This window comes from Rhodohalobacter barkolensis (genome assembly GCF_002834295.1).
Lineage (GTDB): Bacteria > Bacteroidota > Rhodothermia > Balneolales > Balneolaceae > Rhodohalobacter > Rhodohalobacter barkolensis.
In genome coordinates this window covers 572,851-595,444 of sequence record NZ_PISP01000001.1, presented here as the reverse complement: position 1 = coordinate 595,444, position 22,594 = coordinate 572,851, and the positions used below count along the sequence as shown (strand labels likewise).

The window sequence follows — 22,594 nt, the reverse complement described above, 5'->3', positions numbered from 1 at the left end:
TTGGGTATTTAAACAGGCATAATGAGAAATAAGAGAAGTTCAAACCCAATCAGCTTTCACGCATAGAATCTATTGTCAATAGATTGAGCATACCAGTTTCCGAAGAATTCACTTCGGGAAATCTCTCTGCCAACCGGGAAGAGACTTTTTAGTTATCAGTACTTGAATCACCAACGAAGATCACGTTGCACTAAAAATCACTAACCCAAATCAATGTCACGATGAAAACACTAAACACAATTCTCACTTCAATTCTATTGGTTTTTGTATTCCAAACAGCGTCTTTTGCACAGTCAACTAATATTACTGAAACGTTTAAAGAGCATTTTAATAAAACCGTTCAGGAAGTGCAGGAAACAGATGATGCGGATGAAAAACGAGCTATTTTAAATGAATCATTTGATAAAATGATTCACGCAATAGATCAGATAGAATCAAAGGCCTCCCTGACCGAGGATGAAACTGCCATGCTCGACAGCTATAAGCTTGGGTTGACAGAAAAAAAGAGTGAGTTAAACGGTTTGGATGGTTTTGATGAAATTATGGATGAGGATCTGGACGACTTCTCAAACTTTTCTCAGGATTTCATTGAACAGGCCAATCGAACTATCACTATAGGTGTTACAACAGCTCTCTTGATCCTTATCATACTGCTGCTATTGTAAGCATATGAAATAAATTTTCAGGAGTGAATAGCCTTATCTGTTATCTGTCGGAACGATTCCGAATGATGACGGATGGGCTATTCTTTATTTAATTGGTCTTATATAAATCTGTAAGAAATCGAAACGTTTTTGTTTGAAACGAATTATTAAGTCTATCTTTCCACCACTTCTACACATGGGTCTCATATTTATTACCGTCCCAATGATTCGATTTACTAAACCATTTTTGATTTTATCATATGAGATATCAATTTCTTGCTCTTATAATTTTAACCGGATTGATCTATTCGGGATGCAGCCACACATCTGAACTTACCGGAGACAACCTTCAAGCAGATGAATCCGATATCGACTATTCAATTGTCTACTATATTCATGCCGACTCTGATTACCTTTATCATACCCCGGAAGGTGAACCCATACGGGAGAATTCTGAAGTTCTTGATACCGCATTTAAAGTAGCAGAAGAAGCACTGACGGGAGAAGTATTTATTTACTATCAACGACCTGAGACAAAATTTTTAGGGCTTTTCCCAAGAAAAAGAAGTCGTCTTTATCACTATAAAAAGAGTCAGCTAGTCAACACAATCAAGTATCGGCACGCCGATAAAAAAGAATCCTTTCTTGCCTCAGAAGCCAACTTATTAAGAGAAATCCGGACACAGAATCGGACAGATGAACATCAGAGTTACTTCCTCTTTTTTGGGCACGAAATTCCACCGGAAAACGGAAAGGGTTACCATCATACCCTGCCCGATATTGATGTGAATACCGCTTCATTTGCTAGTGGGATTCAGAATTTTTTGCACTCCGATGAAGATCGATTCAACCTGGTTGTTCTTTCTACTTGCAACAATGGAACACCTAAAATGGCTGAATTGCTTATGCCGTTCACGGATACCATGCTCGCTTCCCCTCAAAATTTACATCTCTCCCATTTTGATACAGAAGCAATAACTCTTCTTGAAAAAGAGCCGGGTGTATCTTCTATGAAGTTGGCACGGTCGATGGCGGATCAAACTTATCAGCGACTGGAAGAGACGATACAGACCACCATTACACTTACTCTTTATGATTTAGAGGAGGTTAAGCCCTATATCGATACTCTTGCCTCACTCACTTCATCTAATCAGACTTCAGATCGATTCGTGCAGTTTCAGGACAATGTGGACTGTTCCGCGATCAACCCATTTGAAGCTGATGCCTATCAACAAGGTGTGGAGATGTGGTATAAACCGGCGCGTTTTGGACGGCAATCGGGCCGGAGTACGCATTCAGGATGGGGCTGTAAACCTGCAGCACAGTAAAACTTATACTGCCCCGGCCGGGGCAGTGGTATTTTGGGCATCTCTTATTTTTAACAAATATCCTGCTCATCCCGGAGCACTTTTTCAAGCCGTTGCTTCAGAGTATTCAAACTCAGGATCACCAAATTTCTTAAGAGTTCGGTAGTGTGATGCCACCGCTTCAAAAAATGTGTCGTGATGATTGTAAGGAATATTAAACTCACGGGCGGTCTGTTCAACAATCGGGCTGATGGCCGGATAGTGGATACTGCAAACTTTTGGGAACAGGTGATGTTCAATCTGAAAATTGAGTCCGCCTACAAACCAGCAGAGTGCTTTGTTATCGCGGGCAAAATTGTTTGTGGTCACCATTTCGTGGATCATCCAGTGTTCATCAATCATATTCTCTTCATCAGGCTGCGGATGATCGGTCTCCTCTACTACGTGCGCGAGCTGAAAAATAATTCCCAGAATCAGTCCGGCGGTTAGATGCAGTGTTGTAAAGCCGATTAAAAGATGAACCCAGGTAATGTCGAGCAGAAGCAGTGGCAGTACCAGCATAAATGTATAGTATGCTCCCTTTGTCACAAACAGGATCACCCATTCGCTGATCGGATGGTTTTTATTGTTATATGGGCCAATATTCGGCTTAAGGAAGTTTACGTAGTCTTTGATAAATACCCAGAAGAACGTAGCCAGGCTATAAGCAAAAAAGGCCAGAATGTGCTGTACCCTGTGGACCATTTTATATTCGGAGTGAGGGGAAAGTCGTATAAACGCTGCTACCTCAAGATCCTCATCATGGCCGTGTATATTGGTGTAGGTGTGATGAATGATGTTGTGGGTTATTTTCCAGATATAACCATTGGCACCCAGCATATCGAATGTAAATCCCAAAGCTCGATTGATATGTTTATTTGAAGAGTAGGCACCGTGAAGTGCATCGTGAGAAACTGAAAACCCGATTCCCGCCATACCTATACCCATCACAAATGTCAGGAACCACATTGCTCCGAGAGATAGCTGCCCGGAAATTATTAAAGCATATGCCCCCAGATAGAGAGTGAGCAGCAGTATAGTTTTTACAACCATTGCTGAATTAGCGTTTTTTGAGATTCCATTCACCTCAAAATATTGGTCGACCCTTTGTTTAACGGTTTTGCCGAATTCACGGCTTGTACGGTTGTTAAACGTAACTTTTTCAATAGCTGGCATGATGATCTAGCTTAAATTTGATACACATTTCAATTAAAAAATGGGAATTCGTTCGCGGGATCATATTACATAAGTTTTTGGTAGGTATTACATATATCTCATGTATATCCAATTCTTAGAGATAAAAGAGAATATGATTCGCTCTTCGATCCGGCCCAGAACCAATAGTCTTTGCTAACATACGGCTTTAGCTTGCTTAAATCTATAGAACTCTAACAACGGCGAAGTTCGTCTGAGGTAAACCGATAAGAAAAGGTTTGAAATCATATAGGTTTGTTGAAAATATCCAAAACCACTCCGGCTGTTGAAAAAAGGGATTATAATCACACCGCAATTCTAAAAGTTTCAATCAAAATGGATCACGGTAAAGAGCTACAATCCCTCAAAACTGTAATTTATATAACAATACAATTTTCGGTTGTAACGCATCTGGAGTAGAGTTTTCCAATCTTATCAGACGTAACAGGAAAAACGAAGTGTTTCTTGGAGAATGATTGACGGTTTCTCGAGGAATTGAGACTAACATCCGCGAAAACCATCATTACACTATTTCAATATCATGAAAGATGAAGTATTAGAGTTTGAAAAATCGAAAGCTCATATCGTTGTCGAAATCATTGAATACGTCGATGATTCGGTTGTGATCAAAACAATTATCAAAAAATCAACGGGAAACATTACGGCTGTTTCGATCGATAGCGGTGAAAAACTGGAAGAGAAAACATCTCCCTTCGATACATTTATTCAAATCATTGACGGGAAAGCTGAAATCATTATCGATGGAGATTCAAAACTATTGGAGACCGGTGAGTCTATTATCATACCTGCTCACTCCCGCCATTCAATCAATGCGAACAATAGGTTTAAAATGATATCAACTATTATTAAAAGTGGATATGACGAGGTAAGCTAATGAACCCATTAAATAACATGTATAAGGTACTTTCTGAACTGGAAGATATTAATGAGGACGAATGCCGTGGTGTGATGTCGAATTACGACAGTTTTGTGGATGACGTTCAAAACAAGATCTTTATTCAAACATTTATGGATCAGTACAGAAATGCTGAAAAATATTATATGAAAGGAAATAAAAGTGGTGAGAAAAAATCACTGATTTTTGCAGTTAACACCATCGAATCGATGTCAGCAATGTCTGAAGATTTAAGAGATGAGAATATTCGGGATTATGTAACCGGAACCTGGCTTACTTCAGAAAAATTAGCCAAGAGATTGGATGAACTTGGCGGAGTAAGGCTGAGGTGAAATTGAGTAACAACAGCACAGGAGTATTTAACATTTTTTCATAGAGAGCGAGAGAGAGGGTGGCAGGAAGAGAGAGCCTGTCATCCTCTTTTTATAAAAACTATACAGAGCATTTATATAAACCATTAAACAATAAATATAATTTCATTTTTTTAAGGCAGTAGATGATTGATTCAACCAATAACAAAAATCATAATCATAAAAATTCAGAAACCTCCGGAAAGAAACTGTTTGTGAAGTATATGGTCTGTTTGCGGGATAAAATCGTCCTGCAGTCGGAATTAGACAGGTTGGGGTTTAATTATGAAATTACCGTACATGGAGCCGTACATTTCCTCAATGAATTTACAGTTGATCAGTATCAGGAGTTAAGAAAGAGTTTATCAAAGTTTGGACTGGTTCTACTTGATGAGCATGATAGTATGCTCATTAACCGAATCATTCAGACCATTGTTCAGGTAATTCACTATTCGGACGCACTGCCAAAACTGAAATTTTCGGATCTAATCAGTGACTATGCAGGTGAAGAAACAGATTCCATTTTAAAAATCTTTTCTGATGTGAAAGGAATGTCTGTTCTGCAATTTATTATTATTCAAAAAATTGAACGTGCCAAAGAGATGCTGCTGTACGAGGATATGCCTTTGTCGGAGATTGCTGAGCTGCTTAACTACAAAAATCAGCACTACCTGGCTGCCCAGATGAAGAAAGTAACGGGACTCACTCCTCTCGATTTTAAGCGTTTAAAAGAGGAACGCTTAAAAATTGCAGGGCAACAGGAAGCCATCCTGAATTCGGGAATTACGAAAGCAAACATCTGATATGAGTTTTAAAGTGAACTCATTAAAATTTGATATGTAAAAACAGCATTCTATACCTTTCGAAATCTCCAATTTTCTGAGGATGATACCCCCCCCCTGATTTTCAATACTTACCCTCATTTCTACATTATTTAAGCCTTTACAGTAATCTATGTAACACATTGGTTGCTACATGTAAGGGTTTTTACTCACTGTTTGATAATATTGAGTTGTGATAATTATTTCACAACTGTCCCACAAGTTGTGGGAACCAATATAAACGATTATGAAAAATTTACTAACCAACGGACATTTATTATTACTGTTTTGTTTGGCTACAGTATTTGCTGTATCTGCTTGTGCTACAACGGGAATGCAGCGGTCTGAGGACGTTCAATCATCCATGCAAACGGTTGATAATGATATCAAGCGCATCGTTGTGCAGATTGAATCCATCGACGCTTCCCTGGATGAACTTACCAAACCGGGCCAGTCAGATTTAAAAAGAGCGTTTGATCTCTTTTCGGATAATGCATCCAAAATTAAAAACATGGAAAAAGACTTTGCAAAACATGCCGACCTGATGGAAACCAGCGGGGAAGAATATTTTGCAGCATGGGATAGCGATAAAGAGAGCTATGATAATCCTGAAATCCAGAAGCAGAGTGATGAGCGCCGTGTTGAACTTGCAAAAACTTACGACAAGATTGCTGAAAATAATATTGGCGTAAAGGAAGCATTCCTGGCCTATGTTTCTGATATCAATGAAATCGAACGGTTTTTATCGAATGATTTGACAAGCGAAGGAATCACTTCAATCTCATCTATTTCAGATGATGTAGTAGATAATGGTATGCAACTGAACAATGAATTAAAGAATCTTCAGAACGCTATTGCCGATGCACGAGTCAAAATGAGACAGAGTTAAAACTCATTCATCTCAAATGAATGCGTAAACGTATTCGAACTCATGGTAAGCTTTAAAAAATAGGCAGACTCGATAATAGAGCCTGCCATTTTTTTTATATATGATGTTCATGAATCTTCGTGCATCATTAAATCACCGCTGTCTGGATGTAATTGAAATGCACTTGTATTCGTACTGTAATATCTATGAGTCCTCTAAACGTCAGTACAATGCACCTTAACAGTCCGGTTTGTTCTTTAATAAGTAAGAACCAATACACATAAATTCCCTTTGATAATAACAGGCCTGGAAGGCAACGTTATGCTTTATAGGCCATTTTCAACCCTGTAAATCCTGTACTGCAATGAAAAAATTGCTACTTATTCTGGTACTCACTTTTATGGTCATCCTTTTTGGGATATTCACATGGCTGAAGTACGGTGTTGATCAGGAACAGGTTCAAGACATGCTGGCCAGTGCCCTGGGGTCGGACTACAATGTAGAAATTATTTCTGCCCGTGTGTTACCGCTGCAAAGAGCTGTGTCTATCGGCCAGATGTCCATTTCTTCATCCGACGAGAACCACACTATTTTCCAGACTGATACCCTCCTCATTTCCGGAATAAATCCGAGCCTGTATTTCCAAAAGAAAATCATCCTTTCAAAAATTAAGATGGATACATTCACTATTAATTGGGATAGCTCACCGGAAACAGGTGATAATGAATCCAATAATGAATCTTCTTTTAGAAAGCTTGAAATAGAATCTCTTGATCTGACTAACGGAACAATTATTGTAAATAAAGATGGAAGGGAAAGTAAGCGCATAAACGACCTCAATCTGAATACAGGACTTCAATTGGAACTTAATTCCAAATCCGACTCCGTGAAATCGCTGCAATACAATGTTTCTGTTGACTCACTCGGATTTCTTTTCTCAGAAGATCGGAATCGACTATCACTTTCCGGATTACATTTCGAGAACCGGGATAGCCTATTGACGTTATCGTCCATGAAGCTGATCCCGGTGGGTGGATACAATCAGTTTATGAATTCCCATGAGTTTGAAGCGAATATGTTTGATATGGAAATAGTGAATTTAACAGCCTCTGGAGTTGATCCGTCCGCTTTTCAGAATCAGAATATACTCAAAGCTCGGTTATTGGATTTCGATTCATTCCATATTCTTGTAGCCAAAAACAAACAACTGCCTGATAAGCCGGACAAAAAAGCTCCTACACTCCTCAATAAATCTATTCAGAATCTGCCATTTGCCGTTCAAATCGACTCCCTGCACTTCAGAAACACAAACATTCAATATTCCGAACAAGATGAAAAAGGCACTCGACCCGGAACCATCTCCTTTATGAACTCTACGATTCAGCTTCGTGATGTAAATTCACTTTCATCAGAACCGGCAAACCTGAATGCAGTTACATACCTCCAAAACCATTCTGAACTCAAAACAGAATTAAGTTTTACTCTAAATGACGACCCTTTTCATATGACGGGTACCGGCAACTTGCAACCCTTCGATTTGACAGAGCTGAACTCCATCTTTATGGATCTGAGCGGTATGGAAATTGTGAGTGGATTTGCTCACGAACTTGATTTTAATTTTGAAATGGTGGACGATACCAGTTCAGGAAACATGCATCTTTTATATGAAAACCTTCAAATGGAAATCGTAGACAGAGATGATTATCACGTAAATTTCGCAAACTCCATAAAAAGCTATGTGGCCAACAAAGCAGTTGTGAGATCCGAGAATTTAGCAGATTCCACTCACCAAGGTCGAACAGGGGATATTGATCACGTACGCGATCCTGAATCATCCTTCTTTAAATACCTTTGGCAAACTCTACGATCCGGTATTTACGACATTCTTCTACGAACATAGGTAAGATCAACAAAAGGGTGTTTTAGATCTATTCTCCAATTCAATAGTCAGTCATTACTATTCTTTACAAGCTTTTGATTCCATTAGTATTATACAATCACCCCGTATCTCAAGCTCTACTGTTTCCCAATTTCCATCTTGTCTCACACCGGTATAGCTATCATTATCGGTTGGAATCAGAGTAAATGATGGCCAGGGTCCACTATATTCACCCTGAAAAGTACCGTCATCATTCCAGACGAAATTCCAATACTGGTTCCAATTTGCAAATTCTGCATAAATAAAGGTGGTCCAGGGACCATATTCAGAAAACCGGGAATCAGGATTATTTACAAACGTTCCTATCACATGGAGAGAATCGAGATTACCAATTTGGCTAATACGTTTCAATATGGCACTGGTGGGTTCAATAGGGTCTTCGCCTTGGCGCATCAAGTCGGCTAGAGCGTCATCCTGCCCGGCCTTAAGCTTATTCATCACATCCGTTGTACGCCTGTTAAGTTCTGTAAACCATTTTATTTGTTCATCATCATGTTTAAACATCTTATCAAAAACAGTTTGTCCCCATAATTTGGCCATTAATCTTGCATCATCTGCTGTCAGTTCTAAGCTGCTTTCATTCAGATAATATACGCCTTCTCTTTGTTGAGCAATATCATGTTTTGCTGATGTATCCGGTTCCACCAAGGGTGGCATTACAAAAGTAGAATCAAATACAGCTGCAAGAATGTTGCCACTCTGGTTTGCAGCAGACACCATAGATGAATTTCCATGAATGTAAAAGAATAGATCTTTCTCCGGCAGCCATACAAAATCGGCTTCAAAAATACGATTACTGCCGCTATGAGTGATAACTTTTCCCCATCTATCATGGTCGTAAACACTCCAGCCATAACCGTAATTCGAAACACCACCATTCTCAGTTACATAACCTGTAGTCCAACGTTCGACTACATCTTCACCCAAAACACCAAGCCCCTGAACGGTTTTAAACCATTTGGCCATATCCCTTACTGTGGTATGAATACCACCATTACCTCGTAAATGCCAATTAGGTCCATCGTCAATCCAACCACGCTCATAAACTATACCCCAGTGTTCACCGTTTCGATAGCCAATCGCCAGTTCGTCCAGGTCCCAATCAGGCAAAATATATCCGGTATATTTCATACCGGCCGGTAATAATAACTCTTCACGCAGAAATTTTTCGTAACTCTGCCCTGTTACCTGCTCTATAATCATAGCCAATAATGAATAACCGGTGTTTGAATACGCGTATTCGGAACCTGGGTTGGATTGAAGAGACTCCGCCACCAATCTGTCTAAATAAGCCGGTTCCCCTATGGCTTCCTCATCTGCCCCGATACCACCCGGCATACCTGAGGAATGAGTAAGTAGCTGGTGAATTGTAATATTCTGCATCTCTTCCGAAAACTGATCAAAATATTTCGATATGGTATCGTTTACGGATAACACTCCCCGACTTTCCAGAAGTAAAATAGCCGCCCCAGTAAACTGTTTAGTTATCGATCCGCTCGATTGTACAGTTTGTGGCGTATAAGGTTGACGTTTTTCCCGGTTTGCATAACCGTAACCTTTACTTAGCACTACTTCATCACTGTCGCTCACTACAATCGCTCCGGAAAAACCGAGTACTTCCATAGCGGTTAGGTATCGGTCAATATTCAGTGCGGGCTGGGAGTTTATTGCTATCCATTCAGTACTCACAAATGAGTTTTGATCATTATTTTGAGTTTGATTATCACTTTTATTTATACACGCTGTTGTTAATAAAACAGTAAGCAAGATTGCTATATACTTTATGTTCTTCATTTTCTTCATACTTTTTTAGTAGAATATTTTGAGATACATCTATTCCCCAGTTATTCTACCGAAGTTTGGATTATTCTTGAACAAACCTTTCCAAGGGCATAAAAAGAATTACAGCTACAACAGAAATGATCCTTCTTATGCAGATAAATCAGAACTGTTTAGTTGAATTCCGGGTATTGTTTGACAGTCTTAAGGCAAGACTAAGGAACTTCTTAAGGGTGAGAAGCTCACCATACTTTTATATTACTATGGTGCATTTATAGCAATACTGCTGGCAAGAATATGAAAAGGAAGAGATACATGATTTACAGGCTTGTTTATGAAAGCGAGACTGTAATCAATTGATAATTGCCCGGCTCTTTTTAAGTAATAAGATCTATCCAGTATAAGCTTGATTATACCGATTTCTGAAGCGGTAATTCCTTGCTTTAGTATGGCAAGACTGCTAAAGCCAATTGATGATTCTTTTTTCTCAGGTGTTTCCTTAAAGGTAAGATCAAGGAAGTCACTTGGATGTTTAGAATCTTTTTCTTCCGGTTCGTCAACAGACTCGTATTCAATATCATGACTCACAAAAAGCGATGATTCGTCATCACCAACATGATTGTCAATAGGTAAGATTGTAAAGAGTACGATTCCACTCAATAACACTAAGTAGTGAATAAAGGCTATCGTATGTTTTTGAGTTGATTTCATTTCGAATAATAGAACTCTAAAAAAACTATTGGAGTCAGACTTTTAATTAATCAAACCACTTAAACTAAAATATTATACAAAAATGGGACCGACTAAAAAAAGTCCGAACCCATTTTTAAAAAGTATAAAAAGTAATTCTCTCCACCTATCTGCAAAAGTCGGTCAGATAGATAAAATAATCGGAAGATATTTCGTATTGATCTACGCCGGCTGCATGTTCAAATCGCGGTTGGACAGTACCGGCTTTTCTACTTTTTCGTCAGACTCAACCAGTCCGTCTCGAAGACGTACCACCCGCCGGGCATGTTCTGCAATCTCATTTTCGTGAGTAACCAGAATAATAGTGTTTCCGGCACGGTAAAGCTCTTCAAACAGGTTCATGATCTCCTCTCCTGTCTTGGTATCGAGGTTTCCTGTCGGCTCATCGGCCAGAAGTATGGATGGGTTGTTTACCAATGCCCGGGCAATAGCTACACGCTGTCGTTGTCCCCCCGAGAGCTCATTCGGCTTGTGATCTACACGATCACCTAGTCCTACCTTGGTAAGCGTATCAATGGCTCGTTTTTTCCGTTCAGAACTGCGAATACCGGAGTAGATTAGCGGAAGCTCCACGTTACTGAGACAGTCTGTTCGGGGCAGCAGATTAAAGGTCTGAAATACAAACCCGATCTCGCGGTTACGCACCTGGGCCAGCTCGGCGTCATCCAGTTCACTCACTCGATTCCCATTCAAAATATATTCACCGGAGGTTGGCGTATCGAGGCAGCCGATCATATTCATCAGCGTCGATTTACCGGAACCTGAAGGACCCATAATGGCAATATACTCGTTCTCTTCCACATTAAATGTAACACCGTTCAGTGCCCTCACCAGGGTTTCACCCATCTTATAGTGACGTGAAAGGTCCGTAATTTCTATAATATTTTTAGCCATCTTAGTTTCCTCCGCTTGCTGCAATTTCATTTCTGTTTTGTACAATGATCGGATCGCCGTCATCCAGGTCTCTGGAAAGCACTCTGTAGCTTCCCGTTATCACTTCATCACCTGCTTCCACACCACTCATAATTTGAATATGAGTGTTATCGCTGATTCCGGTTTCCACCTCTACCCGCTTGGCTTTGCCGTTATCGTTCAGGAATACTACTCTGCGGAAATCCTCTTCTTGATTACGGGTCTCCTCATCGGAAGTTTCATCCTCATCTGATTCTTCACCGTCAGTTTGGGTGGAGTCCTGTGAAAAGTCACGAACCGTTACCGCCTGTATTGGTATTGCAACAACGTTATATACCGTATTGGTTTTGATATCGACCGTACCCGACATTCCCGGTTTAAAGTTTGGTACCGATTCAGGTACTTCAGATACCTCTTCTGATTGTGCCAAAACACGATCTGCAGCCTGATCCAGATTATGTGGAGTGATGATTCGAATCTTTACCTTGTAGTTCGTCACCTGATCGGCTGATCCGCCACCACTCACATCTGCGGAGTTGGCAATTTCAGTAACCAATCCCTCAAAAATTCGATTCGGGTAGGCATCCACTTCAATCAGCGTAGTATCATTTGGAGAGACGTTCACAATGTCGTTCTCGTTTACATCTACTTCAACCTCCATCTGTTCCATACGGGCAATGCGCATCATCTCCGTTCCGGCTGTTTGTGCCTGACCCAGAACACGTTCACCGCTCTCTACCGACAATCGGCTTATGGTACCGTCTCTGGGAGATCGTATTACTGTCTGCTGTAACTCTTCTTCAGCTCTTCTAAGCTGAGCACGAGCGCTTTCAATCTGATACTCGGCTGCCTTGAAGTTCGCTTGCTGAGCCTCATAGTTGTTTTTGACCTGCATGTACTCCAGTTCAGAAATCAAGTCACGCTCATAAAGCTGCTCGTTCTTCCGGAATTCTGCCTCGGCCTGTAGCATGTTCGACCGCGCCTGCTCCATTCTGGACTGTTGCGTAAGAAGTGAAGCGTTCAGTTCATCAATTCGGGCTTCATAAATATCAGGTTTGATGCGCAGTAGAAGTTCTCCCTCACGTACAAAATCTCCCTCTTTTACATTCAGCTCAATGATTTCACCGGATACATCCGGACGAATAATAACCTCAGTCTCCGGTTGTATTCTACCCGATGCTGAAACCAGCTGGGTGATGGTTCTTAATTCAGCTTCACGGGTTTCAACCTCTTTCTCCGCTGAACCGCCATCCAGCCAGCCGGCTGTTTTTGCAATCACCGCCAGCGTAACAAATGCAAAAAGAATGATACCCAGAATTTTTAAAAGCTTTTTTGTAGCGGATTTTTGTTTCCCCATCACCTTACGTCTAATTTAGTTTTTATTAAAATTGAAATTCATTATCCAGCTGACCGATATAGAAATCGAGCAGTTTTTCCTGGAACACAAAATTGTATACGGCTTGAATTCGGTTACTCTGTGCCTGTACGAAGTTTGCATTCGCCTGGTTGAGCTCAATCAACGTTGATGAACCGACCTCATAGCGCTGTTGTTCAGTTTCATAAGCTCTCTCGGCTGCAATCAATGCTTTTTCTGTGGACTCCAACTCTTTAACTACAGACTGATAGTCGTTGTATGCCTGCCGTACCTCTTCCGTAACCTGGAATCGAACGTTCTCCATCGCCAGTTCGCTGTTGCGAAGCTGTACTCTCGCACTTTCAATATTGGTTCGTGTATTCCATCGGTTAAAGATTGGTATTTGAATAGAAAAGCCCAGATTCCGTCGAACGTTTTGATCAAAAAACTGATCCTGAAAAGAGACAGTCTCTCTGGTTATTGGGTCTAATAACTGATCGCTATAGCTACCGTTAAATCCTGCACTTGCAGAAATCGTTGGCAGATGCTGGCCTCTTGCAATTCTGTAGTTCTGAAAATTACTCTCGATGTCATATTCCTGCGCACGAATATCGCTTCTCTGTTCCATAGCGGCAGAAATCATCTCTTGCAGATCCAAATCTAGTGGCATCAGTGCCAACTCATCAACGGTTGGCATTACCGGATCAACTTGATTAATCGATTCATCCTGCATAATTCTGACCAAACGCCCCATACTCACTTCGAGTGCATTTTCGCGCTGAATAACCGCCAGCTCATCATTTGCCACTACCGACTCCTGATTATATTGGTCAACGGTTGGCCGCGATCCCACCTCAACCTGTGCCGTAATTCGTTCAAGCTGACTTGTAGATGCTTCCAGGTTGCTTTCAGCAATCTTTAACAGTTCCTGATTGAGCACCACTTCCAGAAACCGGCTTGCTGTATCGAACATGACACTCTCTTTAAGACGTTGAAAGCTCAGCTGCTCCGACTCTTGATCTGCCTGCGCGGCACGCAGATTTGAGATGTTAGTAAATCCATCAAAAATGGTAATGTTAGCGTTCAATCCACCATTCAATCCATAAGTCGTTCTGTCTTCGAAAGAGAGATCTTCCTGAACAAACTGCCGACCCACGTTTCTTGAACCGCTAAAGCTGGCATTCAGTGAGGGAAGAAAATCAGCCTGTGCACTCCGAACTCTTGTATCCGACAGGTCACGTGTATTTTCTGCCTGCTTTAATTGATAGTTGTTATCAAGAGAGGTTTGAATAGCTTCTTCAATCGTCATAGACTGCGACTGGGCTACACTCAAAATTGGAAATAAAAACAGTAATGTGGTTAGTAATAGTTTCTGCATCGTTCGGTAGTTGAAGTTATTTATTGATGTTACACGAGAAAGTTTAAACAGAGTTACAGTAAAATTGGTACGTATTAGTGATTTAATACGTTTTTTTACAAAAACCTGATTTAGAGTGGAGAAATGGTAGTTATTTCTCTTTTGAGGATGAACTTTTTCTGTCGGCGATTTGCTGATCCACCAAATCAGAAATAAAGTACATCGCTTTCTGTACAGCCATGTGCTTTAATTCGTTCATTAGAATAGACGAAATTCCACTTCCCGGGTTTGATTTTACTTTAGAATAGTTGCGGGATTTTTTGCTTCTTTTTAACATCCCCAGGGTAAATCCTGCCGCAGCGGCTACGGCAACAGATTTTAACGGATTTTTCTTTACATATTTTTTTGGATTGACGGCGCTGCCTATCCCCTTCTTTACATTAGAAATGCGTGCTTCAAAGCCTGATTCGAGTAAACGGATCTCCTCTTCAAGCTTTCTCTTTCGCTCCTTCACTTCAGCCATTGTTATGTTTTTATTCTTTTCCAGAGCTGTCCTCTTCTTGATTTAATTTTTCAATCTTAAAAGATTCTTCGAAACCATCCATTAATCTGGATATGAGTTGTGCCTGTATTCGATCCGTAATTTTTTTCGAGCTTGACCGAATAAAAATAAATCCAAATATAAATAGCGGACCGGAGGCGATCAGAAAACCAAGGCTGGTATTATTCAACAGGTCGCCTAAAAAAAATGAGAGTGCCAGCCATAAAAAAAGTATGGCAGAACTGATCAGAAGCATACCGGCCAGTTTCTGAAATGACTGTGCAATCATCAAAGAAATCTGTTCAGAAATTGCTACACTTACCAACTGAATACGCTTTTCTACATACACCCGTATTTCTCTTCTGAAACTATCCTTCTGCTCGCTATCTTGTTGACTCTCATTCATGAAGTTTGATTTACTTTAGTAGCCTGGCTAACAGATATCCTGCTGCTGCACCAATTAACACACTTTTTATCGGATGTTTTCTGATGAGAAGTTCAGATTCAGTTTTTAACTCCTGTATCTTTTCCTGCAGTTCTTCATCCTGCAGAAAAGAATATCCTTCCTCAATCACACCTTCCAACTCTTCATTCAAATCGCTGATAATATCTTCATTCATGGCGTAAACCGTTTTCAATTGAAATATTTTTTAAACCCGTTTTTTTGTTAACGGTGTAAAGTTAAAATAACACCTTGGCAGGTAATGATAAAACGGTTTTTCAATAAGAGCAGTTCGATTCTAAATTTCTGATAATAAACGACTCTCCCATCCTATTACAGAGGCTGTTTGATCATCAGAACAGTGAAATTTGCAAACAGATTTACAGTTTTTGGACAAAACAATGCAGTCTTTAATTCATGTAGAAGAGAAATTTTGTTTAAAATCAGACCTTAAAAATCCGCCAAAATCCTATACAACAGTTCAGGCAAATCACTCTATTCGGCGGGAATTTTATATTCGATATTTACCCCGCACTGCGTATTGCCTGTCCCAATGTTTTTGATCGGGAGAGCTAATCAGATTCAGGCATATCGAGCATAAATTAAGGTTTCAATGCTTCCCCTCTTGAGAGGGGATTGAGGCATGGGTGTGTCAAAATGGATTTCGATTTGTTGTTTGTGCTCTATGGTCAGTAAGCGTTCATCACCACACTTTTGATTTCCGTCAGGCGGGTGAATAAGCAAATCAAATATTCAGGATAATCTAACAATCTTGGGCTCCACATACGGGTCAAGCGACCCTTTACATAGTTCACACTACTCGTAGCGAAGGCTCTCTATCGGATCAAGTTGAGCCGCTTTGAAGGCCGGATACACACCAAATACGACACCTACAATTGTCATACCGACTACGCCGCCAACAGCAGACTGCCACGGAATCACAATACTTGAGTCGAGCCATATGGCTGCAGCATTTCCTAATCCCGCACCAATGATTATCCCAATGACTCCTCCAATCTGGCAGATGGCTATCGATTCCATCAGAAATTGAGAAACGATTGCTTTTCGGGTGGCTCCGACAGCTTTACGAACACCGATCTCTCTTGTACGTTCACTCACGGAAACCAGCATAATGTTCATTACACCAATTCCGGCTCCAAGTAATACAATTCCACCGATCACAAAACCGATCATGTAGAGTATTCCGGTAAAGCTATCGAAAGCATTTCCAAGTGTTTCGTTGGTGCTAATTTCAAAATCGTTGGGATTGGCCGGGTCAACTTTTCTAATTGCGCGCAACACACCGGTAATTTCATCAATTGCAGCTTCAATGCGGTCCACAGAACCCGCACGTACCTGAATTCCAATATTCTGATTCTTACCGTAAATACCGGCCAGATTTGTATATGGGATCACCACAAATCGATCCATTGTGCTGCCAAATACATTCCCTTTTGCTTCGGTGACACCAATCACCGTGTAAGGTCGTCCCTCTATTCGAATTGTTTTACTCAGAGCCTGTTCTCTTTCGAACAGAGCATCTTTAACGTCAGCCCCGATAATGGCAACCGATCGGGCATAGTCCATATCCTCGGGCATAAAATTCCGGCCCTCTTCAATGGTGTATGCGTTGTTATCGAGATAGTTCTCATTACCTCCGCGAATACCGATATTGGGTTCCGTTTCCTCATCATTGTAAGAGACACGCGTCGTGCGATACGTTCTGTTTGGACCTACTCCTTCGGTTATGTATGTAAGGTCTTCCAGCCTTTCCATCTGTGCAATGGTTAAATCTTCCCGGTTTCGATACTTTTCCCAATCCGTCGGACCCATGGAGATGGCCGGAGTTTTGGAAACCGTGATCACATCCCCACCCATCAAGCTAAGTGTATCCTTGAAGTAAGTATCAAGTACAAGCACAGCGGTATTGGCACTGATAATGGCAAATACCCCTACTGCGATGGCCAATAGCGTAAGTGACGAGCGTAGTTTATTGGCCCGGATAGAGTCAACTGCCTGTCTGAAAACTTCAATGATATTCATATTACTCGTACCTCAGTGATTCAATTGGATCAGATTTTGCTGCGCGGCTCGATGGCAAATAACCGAAAAGTATACCTATAAATGTACAGAGCAGAATGGCGTTCAGAACGGTGGTCCAGTCCAGGTAGGCCACAAAAATTTGGTTGATGAGCTCAGTCACCCCAATCGAAAGCAGTACGCCAATCACCCCGCCAAACAGACAGATTACAATCGATTCCATTAAAAACTGCAGCAGGATTTCCCACGACTGTGCACCCACTGCTTTCCGTATTCCTATCTCTTTGGTTCGCTCTTTTACAGAAACAAACATGATATTCATCACTCCGATACCGCCCACAAACAGTGCAAGGCCAGTGAGAAAAATCCCGATTCCGTAGATGGCTACTTTCATGCTCTGAAACTCCTGCTCAAAAAGTGCCGCTTTATTGATCGCAAAATCATCGTCCTCCATCGGATCGAGTCCGCGAATTTGCCTCATGGCCCCAATCACCTCATATTCACCGTCGACCAACATTTCTTCATTGGGAAACTGCACTGATAATCTAAGGCCATATCGCAAATCGTAAATTGTTGCCATAGCGCCAATCGGAATTACCATCTCATTATCCAGATCTTCCATTCCCAAAAAACTACCCTGACTCTCCAGCGTACCGATCACCGTAAATCGCTGGCCTCTAATGCGCACCCTTTTACCAATCGGGTCTACATCGGGGAAAAGAGCTTCTGCCACTCCGCTGCCAATCACTACAACTCTGGCTGATCGCTGTTCATCGGCTTCACTGAAAGCACGGCCATCATCAATATTTAGTCCGGCTGTCTGGAAATAGGTGGCTGTTGCCCCGCTGAGTCCAACTCCTTCAGCGCTTCGGTCTTCATAACGAACGGATGTAGAACGATAGACACGTCCCGATACTGCAGACGCATTGGGAACAAGATCACGCACTTGATCAACGTATTTGAGTTCCAGTTCACGGCGGTTTCGATATTCCCACCATTTATACTCTCCACCAAAACCCCATGGCCATTTCTCAACAAACACCACATTTCTTCCCAGCATATCCATACTTTCATCAAAGGAGCGGTCTACACCGTCTGTTATTGTATTCATTGCCGTTACGGAAACAATCCCGATCACAATACAGGTTGTGGTTAAAATTGCCCGCATCTTATTTGCCCATAAAGATGAAAGTGCAATCTTAAACCCCTCGGTTATACTGGTAAGAATTCGATACATAAATTTTTGTTTTTTGAACGCTTCATTCAATTTAAAAATTTAAATGATGCGCGTCGACGTATAATAACATGACGATCAGCAGACGATACGGAAATAAACTGCTTTCGTTTCATTATATTTGAAAAAATATAAATCAATTATAACACAGACAGAACATGATCGATATTTTAGCTTTTGGGGCTCACCCCGACGATACTGAACTCAGTTGTTCAGGAACACTTGCAGGGTTGGTTCAGCAGGGAAAAAAAGTTGCCGTAGTTGATCTGACCCGAGGAGAAATGGGATCTCGCGGAACACCGAAAATCAGAATGAAAGAGGCTGCAAAAGCCGCAGATATTCTCGGCCTGGCAGCCAGGGAAAATCTCGGTTTAACCGACACTCAGCTTGAAAACACACGGGAGTTACATCTCCCAATTATTCAGGCTGTTCGCAAATATCGTCCCCATGTTTGTTTGATTACAGCTCCCTCCGACCGCCATCCGGATCATGGTGATGCATCCCGCCTCCTGGTGGATGCCATCTTCTACAGCGGTCTCGTCAAAATTGAAACAAAGGATAAAAACGGAAATTTACAGGAACCGCACCGTCCGGCTCATATCATCCACTACATGCAGGACCGGCCTTTTGAGCCCGACTTTGTCTTCGATATTACAAACACCTTAGAAATCAAAGAAAAAGCCATTCAAGCTTTTGCAACGCAATTTAACGTTGCTGATCCCGGGGATGAGCCGGAAACCTATATCTCAGATCCAAATTTTTTTGAAGCTCTGCGGGCTCGCGCCAAATATTTTGGCCACCTCGGTGGGTTTGAGTACGCCGAAGGATTTCTCTATCACGGTAAACCGATACCGATGACCGGTTTTGATCTATTTATGAGTACTAAGCCAAAAAGGTAAGATAGACCGCAGAAGTGTCATCTTATGATTTATGATGGAAAAAACATTTCGTAACCGGGAAGTTGAAGCGGAATTTAATATCTCTAAAGGTGTGCCTCGATCCCATGGTAAAGACGGCAGCTTTCTGATGTTTATCTGGAATGACAGCACTCGTCCGGTCTGTTTCTCAGTGGATGATCGTTCCGTAGAACTAAATTCCGGACAAATTACCTGTACGACTTACCTTCAAAAAGTAAACTTCGGAAATAGTAAAGATCTTGATGACTTGAAATTCCTACGGTTCAACCGGGAGTTTTACTGTGTTCATACAAACGACAGTGAGGTCTCGTGTAACGGATTGCTCTTTTTCGGATCCAACTTCAACCCCATCCTGAACCTGAATGACGAAGAATCTCATCGGCTAAGAACACTCTTTCATGTACTTGCCGAAGAGTTTGATATGAAGGAAAGCAGTCAGGAGGAGATGCTGCGTATTCTGTTGAAGCGATTCATCATCCGCTGTACCCGTCTCGCGAATAAACAGCTTTTAAAAGATGGAGATAACCAAACTGAGATAGACCTGATACGACAGTATAATGTACTGGTTGAGGAGCATTTTAAATCGAAAAAAAGTGTTTCGGAGTATGCCGATCTTTTATACAAATCAACTAAGACGATCGCTAATGTCTTTAGTAAAAACTCAGATATGACTCCTCTCGAGGTAATCCATAAACGAGTAATCATGGAAGCCAAACGGATGCTGCTCTATACGGATAAAACCGCGAAGGAGATCGGTTACGAGCTTGGATATAATGACCCGGCACAGTTTAGCAAACTGTTCAAAAAACAGACCGGAATGACCACCACTCAGTTTTTGAAAAAAAACCAAAGTTAAAAAAGACCTGTCAACACCTACCGGATTTGACAGCGTCGATGATAATTGAGATATGGTTTTCTCGCAGAGTAGCGCAGATGATTTCGCAGAGTCACGCTGAGAAGATCGTGCAACATATAGCCTGATCCGTAGATGAAGATCTCAATTAATGGCATCTCCAAAAATTTCATTCTCATTTCTGAGTCAGACTTACTCCGGCAGGAGTTACCTGTTTATAGAAAAGAAACAACCCATACCATTACAAGGCTCCGTTGGAGCCTCCTTGGTGTGATTTCATTTCAAACGACACATCACGTGTTAGGAGGACGCTCCTATGGAGCGATTGCAACTTGGCTCACGGTTATCTAAAACCAGCATATTCCTACGGAATGAATGTATTCCAAAAAATCTGACTATTGATGAACAAATTTGCATTATCGACGCTGCCAGGTCCTGACGGACGCTTACAGGTCTATTCCAAGACCTGTCAACACCCACCGGATTTGACAGCGTCGATGAAAAATCAAGATATGGGTTTCTCGCAGAGTTGCGCAGATGATTTCGCAGAGTCACGCTGAGAAGATCGTGCAACGAATAGCCTGATCCGTAGATGAAGATCTCAATTAATGGCATCTCCAAAATTTTCATTCTCATTTCTGAGTCAGACTTACTCCGGCAGGAGTTACCTGTTTATAGAAATGCATAACCGTGTCATGATCAGGCTCCAGCGGAGCCTCCTGTTTAAATTTACTGACCATCTGATAAAATTTTTCAGATTGATTAAGGACGCACCTACGGAGCGAAACTTTCATATTCCACGATTTTCTAAAACCAGGATATTCCTACGGAATGATGTATTCCAAAAATCTGACCATTGATGAACAAATTTGCATTATCGACGCTGCCAGGTCCTGCCGGACGCTTGCAGGTCAATTCCAAGACCTCTCAACACCTACCGGATTTTACAGCGTCTGGTAATACAAATCAATCATTATGGGTCCCAGGCCTCATACGGGAAGAATTGACAACAAGAGAGGTATTATGAGCATTTATAGGCGTGCGTAATTAAGCGATGTTGGCAGTGTAACAAACACAAACCAACAAACAGAAACAGTTATGAGACCATTAAATGTACCTACGAAAAATGAAGTCACTGATCAAAACAAACAGATCTTTGATCAATTAGAATCCAATCTCGGATTTGTACCTAACATCTATGCCACCTATGCGCATTCCAAAAACGGGCTGGCCAGATACATGAATTTTGCCAACGGCAAAACATCTCTCAATAACAAAGAGAAGGAGGTAATCAATCTGGCCGTGAGTGAAATCAACGGATGCAACTACTGCCTGGCCGCTCACACTCAGCTGGGAAAAATGAATGGGTTTACAGAAGAGCAAACCCTGGAATTACGTCAAGGTAAGGCATCGTTCGATGATAAATTTAACGCTCTTGCCGGACTGGCTCGTGAAATTATTGAAAACCGCGGAAACATCTCCGACGAGACGCTCCAAACTTTTTTTGATGCCGGTTACAGTAAGGAAAATCTAATTGATGTCATCATAAATGTAGGCGAAAAATCGATTACGAACTTTCTGCATAATATCACGGAAATACCTATTGATTTTCCTGAAGCTCCGGAACTAACTGTAAATCAAAACTAAGAGGACTTTGATATGCATACTATTAATTGGACAAAAGCGATCTTAGCCGGAATTGCAGGAACCATCCTTTTCGATCTGTTCGGATTGATGATGGGAATGGGCTGGTGGGATATTCCCGCCCTGCTCGGAGAAAAGACAGGATTGGGATTAGCCTACGGAGTTGCCGGTCACTACGGAAATGGTGTTCTGCTTGCCGTACTCTATGCAGGAATTGCCCCATCCCTTTGGGGACCTAAATGGATCAGACCGTTTATCTATACAACCGGAGAAACTATTGCGCTTGTATGGCTCTTCATGTTTCCACTAGTAGGTGCCGGAGTAGCCGGACTTGACATGGGTGTGGATATGGCGGTAGGCTCGATGGTTCGCCACTGGATCTATGCTCTTCCTCTCGTCTTTATAATAAATAAGGACTTATTCCCTGCTCAAAAGGATTAATCTATCATTTCCCATCAAACAAAGGCACTTCGTGTGAAAACGGAGTGCCTTTTCTTTTGCGCGCCTATTTACATCTTTTTTCCTCACCCACCCTCCTCTTTCGATATTTTATTTTGAATAGCAGCTTGGATTTATAAATTGTCTAAGATTGACAACTCTTGCCCGATGGCTTAAAAATTCTGCTCAATCATTTCTAGTACTCTGAATCAAATTTTTTTACCACGACTTGCTTTAACTACAACCCGAACCATA

Annotated in this window: 22 protein-coding genes; 11 read left to right on the top strand and 11 right to left on the bottom strand. The window is 41.4% G+C overall.

Annotated elements, in window-relative coordinates; translation table 11 throughout:
• The first annotated feature begins 221 nt into the window (after window positions 1–221).
• Window positions 222–665, top strand: a complete 444-nt coding sequence (locus CWD77_RS02325) for a hypothetical protein (protein WP_101071617.1) — start codon at window positions 222–224, stop codon at window positions 663–665.
• A gap of 239 nt (window positions 666–904) precedes the next feature.
• The gene (locus CWD77_RS02320; protein ID WP_101071616.1) at window positions 905–1,972 is read left to right on the top strand and encodes a hypothetical protein; all 1,068 of its coding nucleotides are present in this window, start codon (window positions 905–907) and stop codon (window positions 1,970–1,972) included.
• A gap of 84 nt (window positions 1,973–2,056) precedes the next feature.
• Here the strand turns inward: CWD77_RS02320 and CWD77_RS02315 are convergent, their stop codons facing one another.
• Entirely contained in the window at window positions 2,057–3,166 is a 1,110-nt protein-coding gene (locus tag CWD77_RS02315; protein ID WP_101071615.1) for a fatty acid desaturase family protein, read from the bottom strand.
• A 559-nt stretch (window positions 3,167–3,725) separates the two neighbouring features.
• Here CWD77_RS02315 and CWD77_RS02310 point away from each other — a divergent pair.
• The 5 genes from CWD77_RS02310 to CWD77_RS02290 all read left to right on the top strand — a co-directional run bounded on the left by CWD77_RS02310 (window position 3,726) and on the right by CWD77_RS02290 (window position 8,039).
• Window positions 3,726–4,079 carry a cupin domain-containing protein gene (locus CWD77_RS02310; RefSeq protein WP_101071614.1) on the top strand — a complete coding sequence of 118 codons (354 nt, stop codon included), beginning with the start codon at window positions 3,726–3,728 and terminating at the stop codon, window positions 4,077–4,079.
• Window positions 4,080–4,096: 17 nt separating this feature from the next.
• Window positions 4,097–4,432 (top strand): hypothetical protein, encoded by a 336-nt coding sequence (locus CWD77_RS02305; RefSeq protein ID WP_133120158.1) that lies wholly within the window; start codon window positions 4,097–4,099, stop codon window positions 4,430–4,432.
• A 164-nt stretch (window positions 4,433–4,596) separates the two neighbouring features.
• Window positions 4,597–5,253 (top strand): helix-turn-helix domain-containing protein, encoded by a 657-nt coding sequence (locus tag CWD77_RS02300; protein ID WP_101071612.1) that lies wholly within the window; start codon window positions 4,597–4,599, stop codon window positions 5,251–5,253.
• A gap of 265 nt (window positions 5,254–5,518) precedes the next feature.
• Complete coding sequence (locus tag CWD77_RS02295; RefSeq protein ID WP_133120157.1) at window positions 5,519–6,160, top strand: hypothetical protein; 642 nt, start codon at window positions 5,519–5,521, stop codon at window positions 6,158–6,160.
• 343 nt (window positions 6,161–6,503) lie between these two features.
• The gene (locus CWD77_RS02290; RefSeq protein ID WP_101071610.1) at window positions 6,504–8,039 is read left to right on the top strand and encodes an AsmA family protein; all 1,536 of its coding nucleotides are present in this window, start codon (window positions 6,504–6,506) and stop codon (window positions 8,037–8,039) included.
• 57 nt (window positions 8,040–8,096) lie between these two features.
• On the opposite strand, the gene CWD77_RS02285 is transcribed toward CWD77_RS02290, so the two are convergent.
• The 10 genes from CWD77_RS02285 to CWD77_RS02240 all read right to left on the bottom strand — a co-directional run bounded on the left by CWD77_RS02285 (window position 8,097) and on the right by CWD77_RS02240 (window position 18,490).
• Complete coding sequence (locus CWD77_RS02285; RefSeq protein WP_165779057.1) at window positions 8,097–9,872, bottom strand: serine hydrolase domain-containing protein; 1,776 nt, start codon at window positions 9,870–9,872, stop codon at window positions 8,097–8,099.
• Window positions 9,873–10,118: 246 nt separating this feature from the next.
• Window positions 10,119–10,568 (bottom strand): hypothetical protein, encoded by a 450-nt coding sequence (locus CWD77_RS02280; RefSeq protein ID WP_101071608.1) that lies wholly within the window; start codon window positions 10,566–10,568, stop codon window positions 10,119–10,121.
• A 201-nt stretch (window positions 10,569–10,769) separates the two neighbouring features.
• A complete protein-coding gene (locus CWD77_RS02275) occupies window positions 10,770–11,501 on the bottom strand; it encodes an ABC transporter ATP-binding protein (protein ID WP_101071607.1) in 732 nt (243 codons plus the stop codon).
• Window position 11,502: 1 nt separating this feature from the next.
• Window positions 11,503–12,876 (bottom strand): efflux RND transporter periplasmic adaptor subunit, encoded by a 1,374-nt coding sequence (locus tag CWD77_RS02270; protein ID WP_101071606.1) that lies wholly within the window; start codon window positions 12,874–12,876, stop codon window positions 11,503–11,505.
• Between the two features lie 25 nt (window positions 12,877–12,901).
• A complete protein-coding gene (locus tag CWD77_RS02265) occupies window positions 12,902–14,251 on the bottom strand; it encodes a TolC family protein (RefSeq protein WP_101071605.1) in 1,350 nt (449 codons plus the stop codon).
• A gap of 130 nt (window positions 14,252–14,381) precedes the next feature.
• Complete coding sequence (locus tag CWD77_RS02260) at window positions 14,382–14,753, bottom strand: hypothetical protein (protein WP_101071604.1); 372 nt, start codon at window positions 14,751–14,753, stop codon at window positions 14,382–14,384.
• Window positions 14,754–14,763: 10 nt separating this feature from the next.
• Window positions 14,764–15,177, bottom strand: coding sequence for a hypothetical protein (locus tag CWD77_RS02255; protein ID WP_101071603.1), 414 nt, complete (start codon window positions 15,175–15,177; stop codon window positions 14,764–14,766).
• Between the two features lie 10 nt (window positions 15,178–15,187).
• Complete coding sequence (locus CWD77_RS02250; protein WP_101071602.1) at window positions 15,188–15,391, bottom strand: hypothetical protein; 204 nt, start codon at window positions 15,389–15,391, stop codon at window positions 15,188–15,190.
• Window positions 15,392–16,029: 638 nt separating this feature from the next.
• Window positions 16,030–17,256, bottom strand: coding sequence for an ABC transporter permease (locus tag CWD77_RS02245; protein WP_101071601.1), 1,227 nt, complete (start codon window positions 17,254–17,256; stop codon window positions 16,030–16,032).
• 1 nt (window position 17,257) lies between these two features.
• Window positions 17,258–18,490 carry an ABC transporter permease gene (locus CWD77_RS02240; RefSeq protein WP_101071600.1) on the bottom strand — a complete coding sequence of 411 codons (1,233 nt, stop codon included), beginning with the start codon at window positions 18,488–18,490 and terminating at the stop codon, window positions 17,258–17,260.
• A 155-nt stretch (window positions 18,491–18,645) separates the two neighbouring features.
• Between CWD77_RS02240 and bshB1 the strand changes: the two genes are divergently transcribed.
• The 4 genes from bshB1 to CWD77_RS02220 all read left to right on the top strand — a co-directional run bounded on the left by bshB1 (window position 18,646) and on the right by CWD77_RS02220 (window position 22,342).
• Complete coding sequence (gene bshB1 / locus CWD77_RS02235; RefSeq protein WP_101071599.1) at window positions 18,646–19,386, top strand: bacillithiol biosynthesis deacetylase BshB1; 741 nt, start codon at window positions 18,646–18,648, stop codon at window positions 19,384–19,386.
• Window positions 19,387–19,417: 31 nt separating this feature from the next.
• Window positions 19,418–20,260: a helix-turn-helix domain-containing protein gene (locus tag CWD77_RS02230; RefSeq protein WP_101071598.1), complete on the top strand. Its 843-nt coding sequence runs from the start codon at window positions 19,418–19,420 to the stop codon at window positions 20,258–20,260.
• A 1,095-nt stretch (window positions 20,261–21,355) separates the two neighbouring features.
• On the top strand, window positions 21,356–21,904 hold the full coding sequence (locus CWD77_RS02225; RefSeq protein WP_101071597.1) for a carboxymuconolactone decarboxylase family protein: 549 nt from the start codon (window positions 21,356–21,358) through the stop codon (window positions 21,902–21,904).
• A gap of 12 nt (window positions 21,905–21,916) precedes the next feature.
• Window positions 21,917–22,342 (top strand): hypothetical protein, encoded by a 426-nt coding sequence (locus tag CWD77_RS02220; protein WP_101071596.1) that lies wholly within the window; start codon window positions 21,917–21,919, stop codon window positions 22,340–22,342.
• The last annotated feature ends 252 nt before the right edge of the window (window positions 22,343–22,594 follow it).